At 43.6% G+C, this 17,148-nt stretch carries 19 protein-coding genes; 13 read left to right on the forward strand and 6 right to left on the reverse strand.

Annotation, left to right across the window (positions count from 1 at the left end; all coding sequences use genetic code 11):
* Positions 1–32: 32 nt before the first annotated feature.
* The 4 genes from AYJ58_RS12455 (at position 33) to AYJ58_RS12470 (ending at position 2,812) form a co-directional block, all read left to right on the forward strand.
* Entirely contained in the window at positions 33–458 is a 426-nt protein-coding gene (locus tag AYJ58_RS12455; protein ID WP_198555438.1) for a hypothetical protein, read from the forward strand.
* On the forward strand, positions 445–1,731 hold the full coding sequence (locus AYJ58_RS12460; protein WP_106650368.1) for an McrC family protein: 1,287 nt from the start codon (positions 445–447) through the stop codon (positions 1,729–1,731). The genes AYJ58_RS12455 and AYJ58_RS12460 overlap by 14 nt, the downstream gene beginning before the upstream one ends.
* 507 nt (positions 1,732–2,238) lie before the next feature.
* On the forward strand, positions 2,239–2,574 hold the full coding sequence (locus AYJ58_RS12465; protein ID WP_012089066.1) for a helix-turn-helix domain-containing protein: 336 nt from the start codon (positions 2,239–2,241) through the stop codon (positions 2,572–2,574).
* Positions 2,561–2,812 (forward strand): hypothetical protein, encoded by a 252-nt coding sequence (locus AYJ58_RS12470; RefSeq protein ID WP_198555440.1) that lies wholly within the window; start codon positions 2,561–2,563, stop codon positions 2,810–2,812. Before AYJ58_RS12465 ends, AYJ58_RS12470 begins: the two co-directional genes overlap by 14 nt.
* Positions 2,813–2,947: 135 nt before the next feature.
* Here AYJ58_RS12470 and AYJ58_RS12475 read toward each other — a convergent pair whose 3' ends face one another.
* Positions 2,948–3,589 carry a TetR/AcrR family transcriptional regulator gene (locus AYJ58_RS12475; protein WP_157825774.1) on the reverse strand — a complete coding sequence of 214 codons (642 nt, stop codon included), beginning with the start codon at positions 3,587–3,589 and terminating at the stop codon, positions 2,948–2,950.
* Between the two features lie 86 nt (positions 3,590–3,675).
* Between AYJ58_RS12475 and AYJ58_RS21920 the strand changes: the two genes are divergently transcribed.
* From AYJ58_RS21920 to AYJ58_RS22205, 3 genes are read left to right on the forward strand one after another with little or no spacing between them, the layout of a single operon-like run.
* Positions 3,676–4,071, forward strand: coding sequence for a DAPG hydrolase family protein (locus AYJ58_RS21920; RefSeq protein ID WP_198555442.1), 396 nt, complete (start codon positions 3,676–3,678; stop codon positions 4,069–4,071).
* Entirely contained in the window at positions 4,052–4,246 is a 195-nt protein-coding gene (locus AYJ58_RS22200) for a DAPG hydrolase family protein (RefSeq protein ID WP_198555444.1), read from the forward strand. The genes AYJ58_RS21920 and AYJ58_RS22200 overlap by 20 nt, the downstream gene beginning before the upstream one ends.
* 29 nt (positions 4,247–4,275) lie before the next feature.
* Positions 4,276–4,374, forward strand: a complete 99-nt coding sequence (locus tag AYJ58_RS22205; RefSeq protein WP_220777925.1) for a hypothetical protein — start codon at positions 4,276–4,278, stop codon at positions 4,372–4,374.
* A gap of 96 nt (positions 4,375–4,470) precedes the next feature.
* Here AYJ58_RS22205 and AYJ58_RS12485 read toward each other — a convergent pair whose 3' ends face one another.
* Positions 4,471–4,971 carry a peptidylprolyl isomerase gene (locus tag AYJ58_RS12485; protein ID WP_106650370.1) on the reverse strand — a complete coding sequence of 167 codons (501 nt, stop codon included), beginning with the start codon at positions 4,969–4,971 and terminating at the stop codon, positions 4,471–4,473.
* Positions 4,972–5,068: 97 nt separating this feature from the next.
* Entirely contained in the window at positions 5,069–6,472 is a 1,404-nt protein-coding gene (locus tag AYJ58_RS12490) for a DEAD/DEAH box helicase (protein WP_106650371.1), read from the reverse strand.
* A gap of 311 nt (positions 6,473–6,783) precedes the next feature.
* On the opposite strand from AYJ58_RS12490, the gene AYJ58_RS12495 reads away from it, so the two are divergent.
* Positions 6,784–8,556 (forward strand): DUF885 domain-containing protein, encoded by a 1,773-nt coding sequence (locus AYJ58_RS12495; protein WP_106650372.1) that lies wholly within the window; start codon positions 6,784–6,786, stop codon positions 8,554–8,556.
* 247 nt (positions 8,557–8,803) lie between these two features.
* Here AYJ58_RS12495 and AYJ58_RS12500 read toward each other — a convergent pair whose 3' ends face one another.
* Positions 8,804–9,124 (reverse strand): hypothetical protein, encoded by a 321-nt coding sequence (locus AYJ58_RS12500; RefSeq protein WP_106650373.1) that lies wholly within the window; start codon positions 9,122–9,124, stop codon positions 8,804–8,806.
* A 230-nt stretch (positions 9,125–9,354) separates the two neighbouring features.
* Here AYJ58_RS12500 and AYJ58_RS12505 point away from each other — a divergent pair, with 230 nt between their 5' ends.
* The 3 genes from AYJ58_RS12505 to AYJ58_RS12515 all read left to right on the forward strand — a co-directional run bounded on the left by AYJ58_RS12505 (position 9,355) and on the right by AYJ58_RS12515 (position 12,364).
* Positions 9,355–9,849: a putative 4-hydroxy-4-methyl-2-oxoglutarate aldolase gene (locus AYJ58_RS12505; RefSeq protein WP_106650374.1), complete on the forward strand. Its 495-nt coding sequence runs from the start codon at positions 9,355–9,357 to the stop codon at positions 9,847–9,849.
* 71 nt (positions 9,850–9,920) lie between these two features.
* The gene (locus AYJ58_RS12510; RefSeq protein ID WP_106650375.1) at positions 9,921–11,744 is read left to right on the forward strand and encodes an AsmA family protein; all 1,824 of its coding nucleotides are present in this window, start codon (positions 9,921–9,923) and stop codon (positions 11,742–11,744) included.
* Complete coding sequence (locus AYJ58_RS12515) at positions 11,744–12,364, forward strand: BsuPI-related putative proteinase inhibitor (RefSeq protein ID WP_106650376.1); 621 nt, start codon at positions 11,744–11,746, stop codon at positions 12,362–12,364. Before AYJ58_RS12510 ends, AYJ58_RS12515 begins: the two co-directional genes overlap by 1 nt.
* A gap of 139 nt (positions 12,365–12,503) precedes the next feature.
* On the opposite strand, the gene AYJ58_RS12520 is transcribed toward AYJ58_RS12515, so the two are convergent.
* On the reverse strand, positions 12,504–14,051 hold the full coding sequence (locus AYJ58_RS12520; protein WP_106650377.1) for a LysM peptidoglycan-binding domain-containing protein: 1,548 nt from the start codon (positions 14,049–14,051) through the stop codon (positions 12,504–12,506).
* 232 nt (positions 14,052–14,283) lie between these two features.
* The gene (gloB, locus tag AYJ58_RS12525; RefSeq protein WP_106650378.1) at positions 14,284–15,075 is read right to left on the reverse strand and encodes a hydroxyacylglutathione hydrolase; all 792 of its coding nucleotides are present in this window, start codon (positions 15,073–15,075) and stop codon (positions 14,284–14,286) included.
* A 154-nt stretch (positions 15,076–15,229) separates the two neighbouring features.
* On the opposite strand from gloB, the gene AYJ58_RS12530 reads away from it, so the two are divergent.
* Together AYJ58_RS12530 and AYJ58_RS12535 are read left to right on the forward strand one after the other, a co-directional pair.
* The gene (locus tag AYJ58_RS12530) at positions 15,230–15,970 is read left to right on the forward strand and encodes a class I SAM-dependent methyltransferase (protein ID WP_106650379.1); all 741 of its coding nucleotides are present in this window, start codon (positions 15,230–15,232) and stop codon (positions 15,968–15,970) included.
* Positions 15,971–16,000: 30 nt separating this feature from the next.
* Positions 16,001–16,909: a LysR substrate-binding domain-containing protein gene (locus AYJ58_RS12535; RefSeq protein ID WP_106650380.1), complete on the forward strand. Its 909-nt coding sequence runs from the start codon at positions 16,001–16,003 to the stop codon at positions 16,907–16,909.
* The last annotated feature ends 239 nt before the right edge of the window (positions 16,910–17,148 follow it).

The following is a 17,148-nucleotide window of genomic DNA, read 5'->3' on the forward strand; positions in this document are numbered from 1 at the left end:
TTGCGCTGCGTCGTCGTTTTGAATTTGTGGAGATGATGCCACAGCATGAGTTACTTAAAGATGTTGAGGTTGAGGGCATAGACATAGCTAAGCTGCTAAAAACCATTAACCAACGCATTGAGCTGCTTTATGACCGTGAACATACCGTTGGGCATAGCTTCTTTTTACCGTTAAAAAATGAACCTTCCATTGAGCGTTTGGGACGTATCTTCGAGCTAGAAATATTACCTTTGCTTGAAGAATACTTTTTTGAAGATTGGGAACGTGTTGGCCAAGTGTTAGGTGATCATCTGAAGTCTGAGCCTAGCCTGAAGTTCATCGAAGAAAAGTTCACTGACGCTTCAGTATTAACACTGATGGGGAGTGACTGGTCACAAGATGGCATAAGACCATATCAACGTAATAAAGCTGCATTGCGTAACCCTGAAGCATATAAAGGCATCTATGAAGTGCAATAGGGTTTACGATGTCACCGTGAGGGAGTTTGCATTATTAACTAACGGCGGCAACAATCACAGCATAGATTGTCACTCAATCCCTAAGTCAGCGTTTGAGTGGTTGTTGGCTAATGGTGTCAGTAAGAGCGAAGGTCAACGTGAATTAGTCAAGGTTAAACGTCACGGCACATCGGTTGCACTACAAGTGATTAACTTTGTTGGTGTGCTTGAAATGCCCTGTAAGACTCGTATCGAAATTTTACCTAAGACTTCAACCGATACTTGCGATCCCGTTTCGGCCCGTAAAATTTTGCTAAAAATGTTAGCTCGTGTTGAGAAGTTAAAACTTGAAGAGTTTCAACAATCTCAATTGCAAGTGTTGAAACAACCACTTTATGAGTTACTGATCACGCACTTTCTGACAGCGGTTTCTAAGCTAGTGAGGCAGGGTATTAGAAATGAGTACCAGCGTATTGAGCGTGAATCTCCGTATCTAAAAGGCCAACTGCAAGTTACTAAACAGCTGAGGCAACGTCCAGGACGGCAACATCATTTTCATGTTGCACATGATATCTATAATGCTAATCGCGCTGAAAACCGATTACTACATTCCTCATTGAAACAAGTGTTGAAATGGTCTACTTCGAGTGCAAATCAAAAGTTAGCGTGTGAACTGCTATTTGTATTTAATGAAATCGAGTTGTCTAGTAACCATGCTTTAGATTTTAGGCTGTGGAAGGATGATAGGGGTCTTGCCCATTATCGTCCCTTAAAGCCATGGTGTGAGCTGATATTGAGTTATCAGTCTCCAGTTGCCATGGTAGGTAAGCATAATGGTTTATCTTTCTTATTTCCGATGGAACAACTCTTTGAGCGATACGTTGCTAAGCAACTGCAGCGACAATTGCCACCGGAATTTAAGTTAAAACAACAAGCTTCTAGCCATTGCCTGACTCATCACAATGGCAATGACTGGTTTAGGCTAAAACCTGACATTGTGATTTATGATAAATCGCGAATTGTCACTGTGATGGATACTAAATGGAAACTGCTTGATGCGTCGCTTAACACGACCAAAGATAAGTACAATCTGAATCAAGCAGATATGTATCAGCTATATGCCTATGGCGAGAAATACCTAAATGGCCAAGGTGATTTATATCTGATTTATCCGAAACATGTCGGTTTTACTGAAGCATTGGCACTCTTTGAGTTCAAGCCTGAATTAACGCTTTATGTTGTGCCATACGATTTAGAGACTGACCAATGCTCTTTACTCATGGCTTGCTCATAGACAGGATCTTTAGCGCAGGCATAAAAATAGATTGAAAAAAGCTTTTGGTGTGATCAGCTTAAGTCGCCAAACACAAACTAATCACTACCCCCAAACCATGACAATTTTCAACGGTATTCACATGAATACCGCAATTGGTGTGGCTTATAAACCCTTTCATCATCAGTTGTGTAAAGAGGTCTTTCAGATTTTCATTCAGGCGATTACGTGCCGAGCAATGGTCTTATTTTGACAAGAACTCGCCCCTGAACTACCTGCAAAACTGCGCAAGCATTACTCCATTACGGTTCTTCTTTTTCCCGAAGCGCGTTAAACCAATCACTCAATAAAGAGTTCAGATTGGATCTCTGTTGTTCATTTACTGCAATCTCAACTACTGTTTACTTAGTAAAATACAGTTTACTTTTAAACTATTACAGTAAATTAGTATTTACCAATCTAACTTGACATTTGGGTTTTGTAAAATATTGTTTACTCTAATTAGTTTATGGTAAAGAGTAATTTTCTGTGGGAAGAAATAAAATTCAAATTGGCACTGTTGCTAGTGCTGCACTAGCTCATTTCGCAACTCTGCTTTCAATCCAGCGTAAGGAAAAGAAAATCACAGTAGAAGAGCTGTGTTCACGAGTTGGGGCATCTAAGCCCACTATGATAAAGATCCTTAAGGGTGATCCGTCTGTAAGTATCGGACTTTACTTCGAAACTGCTTGGGTGTTAGGTGTTTCCTTATTTGAACCCGATGAAAATCGGTTTGCCATTAAACATAAAACAAATGCGAAAATAGAAGCACTGCTGCCTAATCGAGTGAGAAGGAAAAAGGTAATTTTGGATGACGACTTCTAGTAACCAATGCTTCGTTTGGAAATGGCCTAGAGGACAGTCAGAACCTGTGGTAGCCGGTAGACTCACTATTGATGAATCTGGCCAACATTTTACCTATGGTCAGTCTTACTTGAAGCGTCCCGATGCAGAGCCAATTTACTCACATGAATTACCGCTTTCTGCTGGTACTATGCAGCCAGTTCAAGGTATGTCTATATTCTCATGCTTGCGTGATGCAATATCAGATGCAGATGGTTAATTTTGCCTAACGCCGCTACGCGTATCTTATATGTCCAATATCTGCAAATAGCATAGAGACAAGTTGTTTGGCTGTGGCGTTAATCAGCCGAATACAAAATACTTTTCCTAAATAGGGCAATAAGATACCCAATTTTTATGGGATAGTTTGGCTGAAGCTCGGTAACAGTAATTGCACTGCGCTATGGGCTCTATCTCGAATCGGTATTAAAGGTGTTTGCCTTAAAGCCAGTTCTCGTAGTGGTTCTGCAATGACCATGGCGAGTAGTAGATTACTCAGTATTTCATAATCTTGCTCACGAATGATGTGAAGGTCGCTATGCTTGACCATCCATAGTTGTAAGATTTTCCTACCGCGTTGAATTCCCTGTTGCTGATAGCTTGCTATCAATTCATCTCTACCCGGAAAGTCAGACTGTAAAAGCCGGAAAAGGCGAACAGCTTTAGGGCTCAGTACTTGTTCGCCAATCGTGACTAATCCGTCCTCAAGCTGCTGCACAAACTCATCGAGCGAAGCCGCATTTTTTTCAAAGCATGATTTAAATGAATCAGTCCAGCTACGCAATGCTAATTGGATCAGCTCGTCTTTTCCTGAAGAAAATCGGTAAATTGTTTTTTTGGCGACGCTAGCTTGGCTGGCAATCTGATCTAGGCTGGTTTTTTCGTATCCTAATTCCAACAAAACATCCAATGTCGCCGCCACTATTTTCGTTTTTGTCTCTTCGCCAACCGTGGTGGGACGGCCGCGCTTCTTTATTTCGTTAGTGTTAATTGGCATCAATTCTCTCCCTTGACAACACCGAATTATAAGCGTAATTTTTTTGGAAACCAACTTGGTTTCCAAAATAGAGTAGGAGAAATGGAATGAAAGAAATCGCAACATCAAAATGTTGGGCAGTGGATGATATTCATGATTTACTCAACCCAGCACCACTAAAGCTTGAAATGGGACTTTCAAGGCTAGCAAGTGGTGAATTACTCGTTGCAGTAAGAACCGATATGCATGGTTGCAAGGGGGAGATGCTCGATTGGTGGTTCAGATATTTTGATTCAACACAAAAAATTAAATGGTGGCATCCTCATGATCATGTTGCTTTTAAAGGATGGGACGAGAAGTGGGTTAAAGGGGAAAATTATATTGGTGCAACCATTGAAGCTGTTGAGTCCCTTGCAGATATTCCGCCAGTCGCGGCCAAACTTAAGTTTCATGCACCTACGGACTTTTTTGAATTAACGGCATATGAGAAAGGCGCTGGATAACAACTGGGTATCAGCCGCTATCTGCTCTACGATTGGTTTTGGTGAGGATATTGTGGTAGATGCAGAAGGCGATCCTGTTAGTGGTGAGATGGTTCATTTGGCCCGAGATACGGAATTTGGCTGTGTATTAAGAAGTCGCTTTCTTCTCGGAAACCGGAACCCGATAAAAAGATAGAGGTCTCTGATGAGATAGGCTTGAATCTCATGCGACACTGTTATAACGAATTCACTTATTTGTCACGTATCTTACCGTCGCTGTATTTCGCTGAAGCAAAACTCGAAGCTGCACCTACACCTTGGTAAATAATTAATTTTCAAAACCGCTACGAAAAATAATAAATCGCTCAGCTAAAACTGAGCGATTTATTATATCAAAAGAAAGTCTTATCGTTTTAACGGTCAGCTTTGGATATTAATCGTTACTTTCTCGATAACTATGGGGTCGCGGGGCACGTCTTCGTGGCCAGCGACTGTGGTGGTTTTGACTTTTTCAATCTGCTGGATAATATCCATTCCCGCTGTGACCTTACCAAATACCGCGTAGCCCCAACCGTTATTAGTGGTGGCTGTATGGTCTAAAAAGTCATTATTGGCTGTGTTAATGAAGAACTGCGCTGTGGCTGAATGAGGGGCATCGGTGCGAGCCATAGCGATGGTGCCTATGGTGTTACTTAGACCTTTGTTGGCTTCATTAACGATAGGCTCATGGGTCGGCTTTTCTTTCATTTTTGCGGTAAATCCGCCGCCTTGGATCATAAAGCCTTTGATCACTCGGTGAAAAATCGTGTGCTCAAAGAAGCCTTCTTCACAATAGCGGACAAAGTTTTTTGACGTGACAGGCGCATGTTCAAAGTCGAGTGCTATGGTGATATCGCCTAAATTGGTGCTGAATGTAATCATGCTAATATCTTCTATCTTAATGAGTTTCTACTTCTAACAAGTCACGACAGGTACTAGATCATGACTTTATACGGGATCATGACTTTGTATTAGGCCATCAGTTCGTTTTAGAACCGCTGTTCCACGGATTAAAGGGTGCACTGCGACTCGTAGTCTCGCTACTGTTTTCAGCCTGTGTGGATTGTGGCCGCGCTACAGTGGCTTTTGCCTCAGGCTTTGATTTCGCGCTGCGATGCTTTTTCGCATGGGCGGTTTCAAAGGAGCCTTCTTTCGCGGGGCGTGAGGTTTTAGCCTCAGGTGCGCGCGCTTTAAAGGTTTTTGGCGTGGTATTTTTCGGCACAAAGTCGAGGATAGAAACTGGCACTTCTTTGTTCGGCACAAAGCCTTCAATTTCTTTACGCACAATGAGGTGGCCTAAACGGCGCTCGATAGCGCACAGATTTCTAAAATCATCTTTAGAAACAAAGGAGATAGCTTCGCCGCAGGCACCTGCACGACCGGTTCGGCCAATACGATGAATGTAATCATCGGCTTCGTCGGGCAGATCATAGTTGACCACGCGGGTGAGGGCGTCGATATCGATACCGCGAGAAGCCACGCCGGTCGCGACTAAAAAGCGCAGTTTTCCGGATTTGAAATCGACTAATAACTGCTCGCGTACCGCTTGGCTGCGGCCACTGTGGATGGCTTCGGCGGCAATGCCGCGTTTTTCGAGTTGGCTGACCAGTTTGGCGGCGCCTTGTTTAGTCTGGATAAAAATCAGCGCCTGTTCCCATGTTTGCTCAGTGATGAGCTTGCTTAACAGGGCAGACTTTTTGTCTTTATCGACAGTGATCAACCATTGGTCGATTTGCGGTGCGTTTGCGCTGTCGCGGGCAATTTCAATTTCGACAGGGTTTTCAACCGCTGTTTTCGCTAAAAAGCGCACTTGCTTAGATAAGGTTGCCGAAAACAACAGATTTTGGCGTTCTGTTGGCAGACGTTCGATGATCTTATTGATGTCTTCGATAAATCCCATATCGAGCATTCTATCGGCTTCGTCTAGGACTAATACCGAGATTTCATCGAAATGAATCGCTCTTTGGGTGTACATATCGAGCAATCTACCGGGTGTCGCTACCAGAATATCGACGCCTTCAATAAGACGTTGTTTCTGTGGTGCGGCATCGACGCCACCATACATGGCCATAGAGGTCAGCGGCAGGTATTTTGCGTATTTGGCAATATTGTCTTCAACCTGAACGGCCAATTCGCGGGTTGGAGTTAAGATCAAGGCGCGAACGCGTTTAGCCCGAATTTTCGGCATATCTGCGAACATTTGCAGTATTGGCAACATAAAACTGGCGGTTTTACCTGTACCCGTTTGCGCGCCAGCCAGCAGGTTTTTACCTTTCAAGATCACCGGAATGGCTTTTTCTTGGATCGGAGTAGGTTGTGAATAGCCGAGCTCGGTGATGGCTCTTAAAATCGGATCGCTTAATCCAAGTTTGGAAAATGGCATTGAATGTCTCAGGTAAAGGGTCAGGTCAATAATGTATAAGCAAGCTGTTACACCAACGCGTTAACAGCGGAGCAGGGCGATATTATAGCAGGAGGTGAAACAGAATTGGCGATTATCGTTATCTGAGTTCGTTTGGCAAAGTGGCAAGTTTACCTCGAATTAGCGAATGATAAGCGGCATAAATATCGATAACTCACAATTTTGTAACCGTAGATGTATTCACGGCTAACACTGCTGCAATTATTGGGACAATATGATTAACTTAGGTAATTTTTGTATGCCTGATAAATATCAACAAAGGACTCATAATAATGAAAAAATCCGCTATTTCCCTTGCGATAGTGTTATCGCTAGCCGGCCTTGCTGGTTGTCAATCCCATACCAGTCAAACCGAGCCTGTGGTTGCACCTGAAGTTAAAGCCCCATCATTTGAGCAATTTTCAGCCTCCTTTATTGATTCGCTGTGGGAATTATCACCGACCTGGGCCTTATACAGTGGCAAGCATGTTAACGATGGCTATCTTGAAATCCCCGATGCGGCTGGTCGTGCGAAAACCTTAGCGTTTGTGAAAGCGCAGCAAGCCAAATTGACCCAGTTCGAGCAAAAGTCGCTCACGCCGAATGAACTGATTGATTACCATCTGATCGACAATTTACTCGGCAGCATGGCATGGGAAATTGACAGTTTTAAATCTTGGCAGTGGGATCCTTCAAGTTATAATGTATCGGGCGGTTTTGCCCAAATCATCAATGAAAATTTTGCCCCTTTAAATGACAGATTACGTTCGGTATTGGCGCGGTTAGAAAATGTTCCGGCTTATTATGCTGCCGCGCAGGCAAACATTAGTCAGCCAACATTGGAGCATACTGAATTAGCCGTGATGCAAAACCAAGGTGCATTTTCGGTGTTTTCCGAAGACTTATTAAAACAGGTCGCCGATTCTGGTCTGACGGCTACAGAAAAAGCGTTATTTAAAACACGTTTTGATGCCGCTACTGCCGCAATTAACGGCCATATCGCTTGGTTAGACAAATTAGTGGTTCAACTCAAGAAAGACGGTGCCCGTAGTTTTAGAATTGGCGAGGAGCTATACGAGCAAAAATTTGCCTTTGATATTCAAGCGGGCATGACGGCGAAACAGCTGTATCAAAAAGCCGTAGCCGATAAAGACCGTGTTCAAGGGGAAATGGCAAAAATTACCGATAAGTTATGGCCTAAATATTTTACTACGCCAAAACCTGCGGATAGTAAGCTCGCTATTCGTCAATTAATCGATCAATTATCAACTAAACATGTTCAGCGCGATGAATTCGTGAATGAAGTGCGTAAGCAAATTCCTGAGTTAATTGAATTTGTAAATAATAAAAACTTAGTGACATTAGATCCTAACAAACCACTGGTCGTCCGTGAAACGCCGGAATATATGCGCGGTTATGCCGGCGCTTCAATTAGTGCACCGGGACCTTATGAAAAATCAGGAAATACTTATTATAACGTGACGCCGCTTGATGGCATGAGTGATGAGTCCGCCGAGAGTTACTTGCGTGAATATAATCACTGGATCCTACAAATCCTCAATATCCATGAAGCCATCCCAGGGCACTACACTCAACTCGTTTACTCTAATCAATCTCCAAGTTTAGTGAAGAGTTTATTTGGTAATGGCGCTATGGTTGAAGGCTGGGCGGTTTATACCGAGCGTATGATGTTAGAAGAAGGCTATGGCAACTTTGAGCCTGAAATGTGGTTGATGTACTACAAGTGGAATTTACGCGTTATCTGTAACACTATTTTGGATTACAGCATTCATGTGAAAGGCATGACTGAAGAGCAAGCTATCGCCCTGATGATGAACGAAGCCTTCCAACAGCAGGCAGAAGCAGAAGGCAAGTGGCGCCGCGCGACGCTTAGCCAAGTGCAATTGACGAGCTACTATTCTGGTTATCGAGAAATTTATGATTTCCGCGAAGAATATAAGAAAGCGCAAGGCAATGATTTTGACCTTAAAACTTTCCATGAGGAGTTTTTAAGTTACGGTAGTGCGCCAGTGAAGTACATTCGTCAATTAATGCAAAACAAATAAGTTTATGCATAATATTAATTAGCAGAGTTCAGGCTCTGCTTTTTTAGGTTGAATTGTGGCATAAACGAGAGTTGGATCTGAAGCTAAGTTGACACTGCTGATGACTAATATCATTAACGCTATTGCAAATAGTGAACCGCAAAATCTTTTGCCATATAACTTAAAAATTATATATTTAGTTATATGGCATATGCAGTTTTAGCCAAGTAATTTGGCGGCTTAATAATATAACCGGATAGCGTTATGTTTAATTTTTAGATTGAGATGCGGCCATTAGCGCTAGGACTTCATCGTAAGAAATGTTAAATTCTCTCGACAAGTTTATGATTTTTGTTTTGTAGGTTTGAATGTTTTCTTGCTGGGCTAATTGATGTTTCTTTTCTTCAACGAGCTCGTTAACGGTTTCTTGTAATATCAATAATCGACGTAAACTATAGTCGAGGGATTTAATATATTTACCCATTTGTTGCTTGTTACGTGCTTGCTCAAGATCCGTTGAGACTTTTTTATCATATCCATATTCATCAAGAGCCGCGATTGCGCTCTGTAAATCAATATCAGTAGTCATTTGGTTTTCGCTTTATAACAAAGAGGTGTGAGAACAGATTGATGAAACATTCTTATGAAACATTAACAGGTGTCATAGGACGTTAACTATCGCAGATTATAGTGCCTATGCCAATATACACCAAGCGTTTGCTGGTTAAAATTAAATAAAAAATGCTGATTTTGGCTTTGCCCTTGTCGGGGTCTACAATTATGGTTAGTCTAAAGTGATAGGCTATTATGGAGATTCAAATGCTTGATCTACTACCAGATTTATTTGACCACTATCCGTCTAAATTACAGTTACTTCCCCTCGCATTTAAACCCTATGGCGCTAAGCGGCTGTTTTGGGGCGAGATAGTCACAGTCAAGTGTTTTGAAGATAATTCTAAGGTAAAAGAAATACTTGCACAGGATGGGCATGGTAAAGTTTTGGTTGTCGATGGGGGAGGCTCTCTGCGCCGCGCCTTGTTAGGCGATCTTATCGCGCAAAGCGCGCTAGATAATGGTTGGCAAGGGATAGTGATCAATGGGTGTGTTCGTGATGTGGCCCGATTAAATACTTTTAGTTTAGGTGTTTATGCCTTAGGTGCCATGCCGATAAAAACCGAGAAGTTAGATCAAGGCCAAATTAATGTTGCTGTCGATATGGGCGGCGTAATGGTTAAGCCCGGTATGATGCTGTATGCCGATGAAAATGGTATTGCAGTAAGTGATGAGATGTTGAACTTTGCATTTTTAAATTAACATTTTTAAATTAACATTTTTAAATGAATTAGTCGCTTTAAATTCAAGTTGTTTTTGATAAGGATATTTGTATGAAATTCATTAAGTGGCTCTTGGCCTTAGTGGTGACGCTCATTCTTTTAGTCACCGTTTATCTCACCGTATTTTTCGACCCTAATGATTTTAAACCTGAAATAGTTGATGTCGTGAAAAAACAAACGGGTCGTGAATTAGTCATAACAGACGATTTATCTTGGACCTTTTTTCCTGTTATCGGCATTAATTTAGGCGGCGTGTCTTTATCTAATCCAGAGGGATTTACCCCTAAGGCTATGTTAGAAGTCAACAAAGCCGTTGCCGAAGTGGCGTTGATGCCATTGTTTAGTCAGAAAATTGAAATTGCCGAATTGAGTCTCGATGGCGCAACCATTAATTTCGTGACTCGCAAGAATGGCACTAGCAGTTTTGATGGATTAAGTGGTGATAATAGCAAACAAGCCGCAACTCCAGCGACCGAAACGTCCTCAAATGCCAAACTGAACGATATTAATATTGGCGGTGTTTCAATCACCAATACTCAAATTAATATGATTGATGAAGCGAAAAAGCAAACTCAAGTCTTTAGCTTAAAAAGCTTCACCTTCGGTGAGTTTACTTTAGATACATTTGCGCCCATCGCCTTTGAATTTAGTGCAACCATGCCGGATATGACGATAAGTAGCGAAGGCAAAGGTGAACTAAAACTAAGCCGAGACTTGACGCAACTCGTCGTCAATGGACTCAAAATTGACACTGTGGTGGAAGGTGAGAGTATTCCCAATAAGAAACTCGAAACATCGATTAGCTTAGCGACTCAAATCGCATTGGATAAACAGCAATTATCTGTCGATATTGCGCAGCTTACCGCGGCGAGCATTACCGCTGCGGGTAAAGTTGGTGTGAATTACGCCACAAAAATTCCGCGAATCAATGCTGATTTTCAAGTCGGCGATATCGATTTAGATACGCTGTTACCTAAAACGGAGACCGCTGCCGTAACAGAACAAGCACCCGCTGCTAGCACTCAAGCGGTTGAGCCTGATTTATCGGCTCTTAAGCAGCTTGATGTAAAACTCAAGTTGACCGTTAAGTCTATCAAGGTCGCGAATCTGTCGACTCAAAATTGGTTGATGGACGTGGGGATTAAAAATGGCGTGTTAGATTTAACCAAATTGAATGCGGATTTATACCAAGGTCAATTACTGGTGAGCGCTCAGGTTGATGCGCGTCAAGCGGTGGCCAGTTATCAATTTGATAAGAAAGTGACGGGTGTACAAATTCGTCCTTTGCTGAAAGATGCGGCGGATGTGGATTTACTGGCAGGCACGGCCAACTTTGATGTGAAGGGTAAAGGTAAGAGTTTGATCCCTGAGCAGTTAAAGAAAAATCTATTAGCTAATGGTCATTTCGATATTAACGACGGGGCTTTGTACGGGGTTAACATTCCGCAGATGATCCGCAGTGCCCAAGCTAAGTTAAAGGGCGACTTATCGCCAGAAACCAAGGAAGAACGCAAAACCGATTTCTCGAGTCTGAGTGGCAGTTTCTTGCTGGATAACGGCGTTGCCACTAATCCAGATCTTGCCATGTCTTCACCTTTATTGCGTTTGGCGGGCAAAGGCACGGCGAATATATTGACTGAAGCCTTAGACTACCGATTAACGACTAGCCTAGTGAATTCATTAAAAGGTCAGGGCGGTAGCGACAAAGATGCGCTGGCGGGAATTGACATTCCGTTGGCGATTACCGGGACTTTCCAAAAACCTGAATATGCCTTGGATACTCAAGCGTTACTGAATAATCAGTTAAAAGAAGAAACCGACAAAGCTAAGGAAAAATTAAAAGACTCCTTACTGAAAAAACTAGGAGGTTTCTAATGGTTGCTCCAATGCGCTACGCATTGCTTGTTGGCGCGAGTGCTTTTGTCGGAGGGCAACTGGTTGCTTGCTCTGCGCCTGAAGCCGCTGATACGAGTTCGTCTACTAAGGGCGAGACGACAACAGCCGCGGCGGTTCAGCCTGAGATCGTTCGCGCTGCCGATCTGGCGCTCGATGTTTCAGGCCTTAAAAGTACGCCGACATTAAAGGTTGAACCTATGACGACTGATGCTACGTCAGGACTGCTTCGCGGTGAGTTAGCCTTAGAGCCGTTTGTGGATTTCAAGCAGCCAGTTAAGGCAACGTTGACTGTGACCAATCCACAAACCTATGCCGTCGGCCTTCGATATAATTCAGGCATGACAGCGGATTTATGGCTGGTAACGCAGGAGGGCAAACGTCTGTGGGCATGGTCTGATGATATGATGTTTACCCAAGCGCTACGCGATAGCCAATTGGCAGCGGGAAAGGTGATCACTACTTCCTTTAGCATTCCGCCCAAAGCGTTTGCTGGTATACCTGCAGATGGTGCTCGTTTAGAAGCGCATTTTGCTGCTAAGGCATTAGAGTCTGATGCCGTTGTTATGGCGCCCGTTGTCTTATTACTGATAATGGAATAACGCCGGTTCTCATAATTGAAAAGGCCCTTAATAGAAAAAGGCAGCAATCCGATAGGGTTGCTGCCTTTTTGTTATCTGTGGCTCAAACTTGCTGACGCTTTAGAGCATTAATCAGCTCGAACTCTGTGCCTGCTTAGTTTTACGCGCTCAACTTACTTTCATCGACGACTAATTTGATCACTTGCCCTGGTTGCAAATATTGTGATTGCGCTAGGCTATTCCACTCCAATAGCTCTGCAACAGTCACGTTAAATTTGCTGGCGATACGGGCGAGGGAATCTCCTGATTTAACCTTGTAACTCACAGTGCGAATTTGCGCTGTTTGCTCAAGATTCTTTGGCGCTAAAATCACCAGTTTTTGACCGTTTTGTAGCTTGTCACTCTTACCTAACTTGTTCCAAACGCTAAGTTGTTTCACTGTCACTTTGTGGGCTTGGGCGATTTCAGAAAGTGTGTCACCAGACTTAACCTGATAGGCAATTTTTGTCGCTTCAGCCGCAGCGTGCGATTTCTTTGGCAATTGTTGCTGAGTCGACAGGGCATAGAGCTGTTTGTCTTGTGCATCGACAGGGATAATTAAATGCTTACCAGCAACTATGGTATTGTTTTTCATACCGTTAGCGGCGCGAATTGCATTAATTGTCGTGTGGTGCTGCTTCGCAATCTTGCCAATACTGTCACCGGATTTGATCGTGTAACGTAGCCAACTGATCCTATCCTCGGTTTCTGTTTCGGCGAGCGCTTTCTTAAATTCTTCCGATTTATCAATCGGTAATACTAAAGTGTGCGGCCCCAGTGGCGAAGTGGCCCAACGGTTATAACCTGGATTGAGTTTTTGTAGCTCAAGCGTAGTCATATTGGCCAAACCTGCCGCCATGGCTAAATCAATTTGGCTATCAATATCAACCACTTCAATTGTAGGGTTGTTGTCAATTGGCGCTAAAGTGATGCCATATTCATCGGCGTGTTTAATGACTTCAGCCAGCGCCAGCAATTGTGGCACGTAGCGTTCGGTTTCACTGGGTAAATCCAATGACCAAAAGTCGGTTTTTAAGCCTTTTTTCTCATTTCGTTTAATCGCATTGAGCACCCGAGATTCACCCGAGTTATAGGCTGCAATGGCATAAAGCCAATTGTTATTGGTTTTATCGTAGAGATATTCCAACATGTCGAGCGCCGCTGTTGTTGAAGCGGGCACATCACGGCGACCGTCGTACCACCAGTTCATTTCTAAACCGAAATGGCTGGCCATTGGCGTGGTGAATTGCCACAAACCCGATGCCGCACTGGCCGAAGACGCCGATGGATCAAAGGCGCTTTCAATAATAGGTAATAAAGCTATCTCAATAGGAAGATGGCGCTTTTCAAGCTCTTCAACGATCAAGTACATGTAAGGTGCAGCACGCTCTGAGATGATCTCTAGATGCTGCGGATTTTTGATGTACCAATCGCGATATTGATTCACCAATTTTTGATCGGGAACCGGTAACTGCATACCTTGACGAATTCGCTCCCACACATCGGTAATTTGCGCCGACGGAGCCTCGGTTGCGAGGTAATATTCTGGGACTGTATTTTCGGTTGTGACGGCTTCAACTTCTGTCTGATTAACGCCATGGTTGTCTAATGTTTGACAACCTGTGAGTAGGGCAAATCCCCCTACAACAACATAAAGTGATACTCTCATTGAAAACGGTAGTCCTCTGTTAGTGCATAGCTTTTCTTTATATTAACAGTATGTTTTATATGAAGATAAAGACGACGCAGCGCGCAAAGTTTTCACGCAAAACGAGCCATTCTATGGGATCTTTTCGATCTTGTCCCTTAATTATCGTACATAATGTAAGGCCATTTTTGATTTACATCATCAAAAATGAGAAAAACTGTTTAAATTTCAATCTACAATATTGCTTTTGTGATCAAAAATTATCTTTCCACTGTCTGAGCAGGGTAAAACTGCTAAGTTCGTCTAAATTGGCATGATTTAGATCGCTAAAATGCTGTTTTATGCTGTCGATAATCTCAATATCGTTGGCGCGTAGAAACGGATTAATGGCGCGTTCTAAGGCGATGGTGGAGGGGATAGTCGCTTTCTCTTGGCGCCGCAGCTGTATGGCGCGTTCGTTATAGTCTTGTAGCGCGCGATTGTTGGGATTGACCGCGAGGGCAAATTTGAGGTTTGAAAGTGTGTACTCATGGGCACAATACACCCGAGTGTCGGCGGGAAGCTTGGCAAGTTGCTGCAATGAGTCGAGCATTTGCGCTGGCGTCCCTTCAAATAAGCGTCCGCAGCCACCGCTAAAGAGGGTGTCACCACAAAACAAGGCATCTTCAATAACGTAGGCAATATGTCCTGCTGTGTGCCCTGGAACAGCTAAAACTTGCAGCTCGCTACTCATATAGTCGAGTGTTAATCTGGGCTGCGCTGCTGCGTGCAGTGGATGGGTGATGCCTTTAATCTTCTCATTGTCTGGGCCAAAGACCGTGAGCCTGTCTTGACTGTAGGCTTGAAGTTCAGCGACGCCACCCGTATGGTCATTGTGGTGGTGGGTCAGTAAAATGCCCGCTAGCGTGAGTTGATTGGCCTCTAGATAGTCAATAACTACATTCGCATCACCGGGATCGACAACATAAACCTGTGTTTGCGGCTGTTGTTGTAACACCCAGATATAATTGTCATTAAAGGCTTTAATCGCTGTTATAGTGAGCATAGAACTGCCTATGTCTGTATTTCAATTTGAAGATAAAGGTATTATCCATAAGTGAACAGCCTTTGGCGACCTTTGCCGCTTTTGCCCTGTGGCAAAATGGTAGTAATTTTTGACCCAATTGGATACTTGTCTACCAAGCTAACGGAGGAACTCTGTGTCGCATTTTAGTACTGAGCTCAAACCCGAACAATGGAGCGACTTGCCCAATGGTGAAGCGCTTCAACAAGCCGTTGCTAAGCAGCTTGAGGATTGGTGGCCAAGAGTCTTTGGTTATCATTTGTTAAAGTTAGGACCTTTGAGTGCCGAATTATCGAGTATGGCATCGCCAGTGGCCCATCATTTTTCACTCTCGTCATCTCAAGGCGCCTCAATTGAAGGTGATTTTTGCCATTTACCCCTGCAAAATGCGGCGATAGATGCGGTGGTCATGAGTCTATTACTCGAATTTGAATCCGATCCTTACCGTATTCTTCGCGAAACCGACAGGGTACTCATCGCCGGAGGTTATCTTTTTATCATTGGTTTTAATCCCTTGAGTCCGGTATTTTTGGGTAAGTTGTGGCCTAAGTATCAGGATTGTCTCCCATGGAATGGCCGCTTCTTTATGCCATCAAGGGTGCGAGATTGGTTAGGTTTATTGGGTTATCAAGTGGTGGGCGATGAACGTTTGGTCTATCACCCTTTAATGGGCGATTTCACCCAAGGCAAATTTTTTCAACAGAGTTTAGCGTCATGGCTGCCTAGCGCGGGCAGTTTGTATTTGATTGTGGCACGCAAACTTGAGTCGCCACTCACGCCTATCCGCGATAAACGTAAGGTGCGGCAGACAAATTGGACCACGGCACCGACCGCGGGACGTTCAGGGCATTTATCAAAGCATTCGAAAAACGGATAAGCCTTTTTTATTTTAAGTACAGGTTTTTATATGCGGATCACCCTAAGACAACTGGCGGTATTTGAGGCTGTGGCGCGTAGCGGCCAAGTCGCAAAGGCGGCGGAGCAAGTTAATTTATCACCACCTGCCACTTCTATGGCCTTGGCAGAGTTAGAAAAACAGCTCAATGCCCGCTTATTCGAGCGCATTGGTAATCGATTACAGCTGAACTCGCAGGGTAATTTATTGTTGCCACTGGCGACGGATTTATTGCACCGTGTCGAGCAAATTGAGCAGGCATTTACCTACCATGGCGGCGATTTGGTTGGGCGGTTAAGTATCAGTGCCAGTTCAACCATAGGTAACTATTTGATGGCGAAAGCCGCAGTGGCATTTTGTCAGCAACATACTCAAACTCATGTGGATGTGGCGATTACTAATACTCAAGATGTGATCCAAGCGGTTGCGCAGTTCCGCTCAGAAATGGGTTTTATTGAAGGCCATTGCACTGACAATCGTTTGAGTGTCGAGGCATGGCATAAGGATAGATTACTGGTGTTTTGCCATCCGGCGCATCCTCTAGCAGGGAAAGTCGTTAAACCGGCGAAAGTGAGAGGCCAGTCTTGGGTGCTACGTGAAGAAGGCTCGGGCACTCGTGAGTATTTTGTCAATGCTGCCAATGAGTTGGATATGCAGCCAGAAGCTAAGTTCTGCTTTACTACGCCGGATGCAATTAAACAGGCGGTGAAACAAGGTGCTGGGCTTGGGGTGTTATCTGAGCTGGCGCTAGAGAAAGAAATCAGCCGCAAAGAGTTAGCATTAGTCACGATTGAGGGATTAGTGCTGGAGCGGCAGTTTTATCGTATCACCCATAAGAGCCGTCAGGCGACATCCTTAGGTCAAGCTTTTGTGCAGTTTTGTGAGAATTTTTTCAATATCGCAGGTGTGGAAGTTAAATAAACTTTTTTATAGCAATGGCCCTTGTAAACAGTAAGCCTAAGCGATTTGTTTAAAAGGTTAAAGTTGACGGTGGGCTTAAACGGTGAGATTAATCGCGAAATAAATCATCACGCCTCAGTATTTAGCTTAGGCGTGATGGCATCGAACTCACTTTTCTAATTCACTTTTCTAATTCACTTTTCTAATTCAGTTTTCTAACTTACTTTCGAATTTAGCTCGTATGAACTGGGGTTGTTCAA

The organism is Shewanella sp. Pdp11 (genome assembly GCF_002838165.1).
Lineage (GTDB): Bacteria > Pseudomonadota > Gammaproteobacteria > Enterobacterales > Shewanellaceae > Shewanella > Shewanella hafniensis.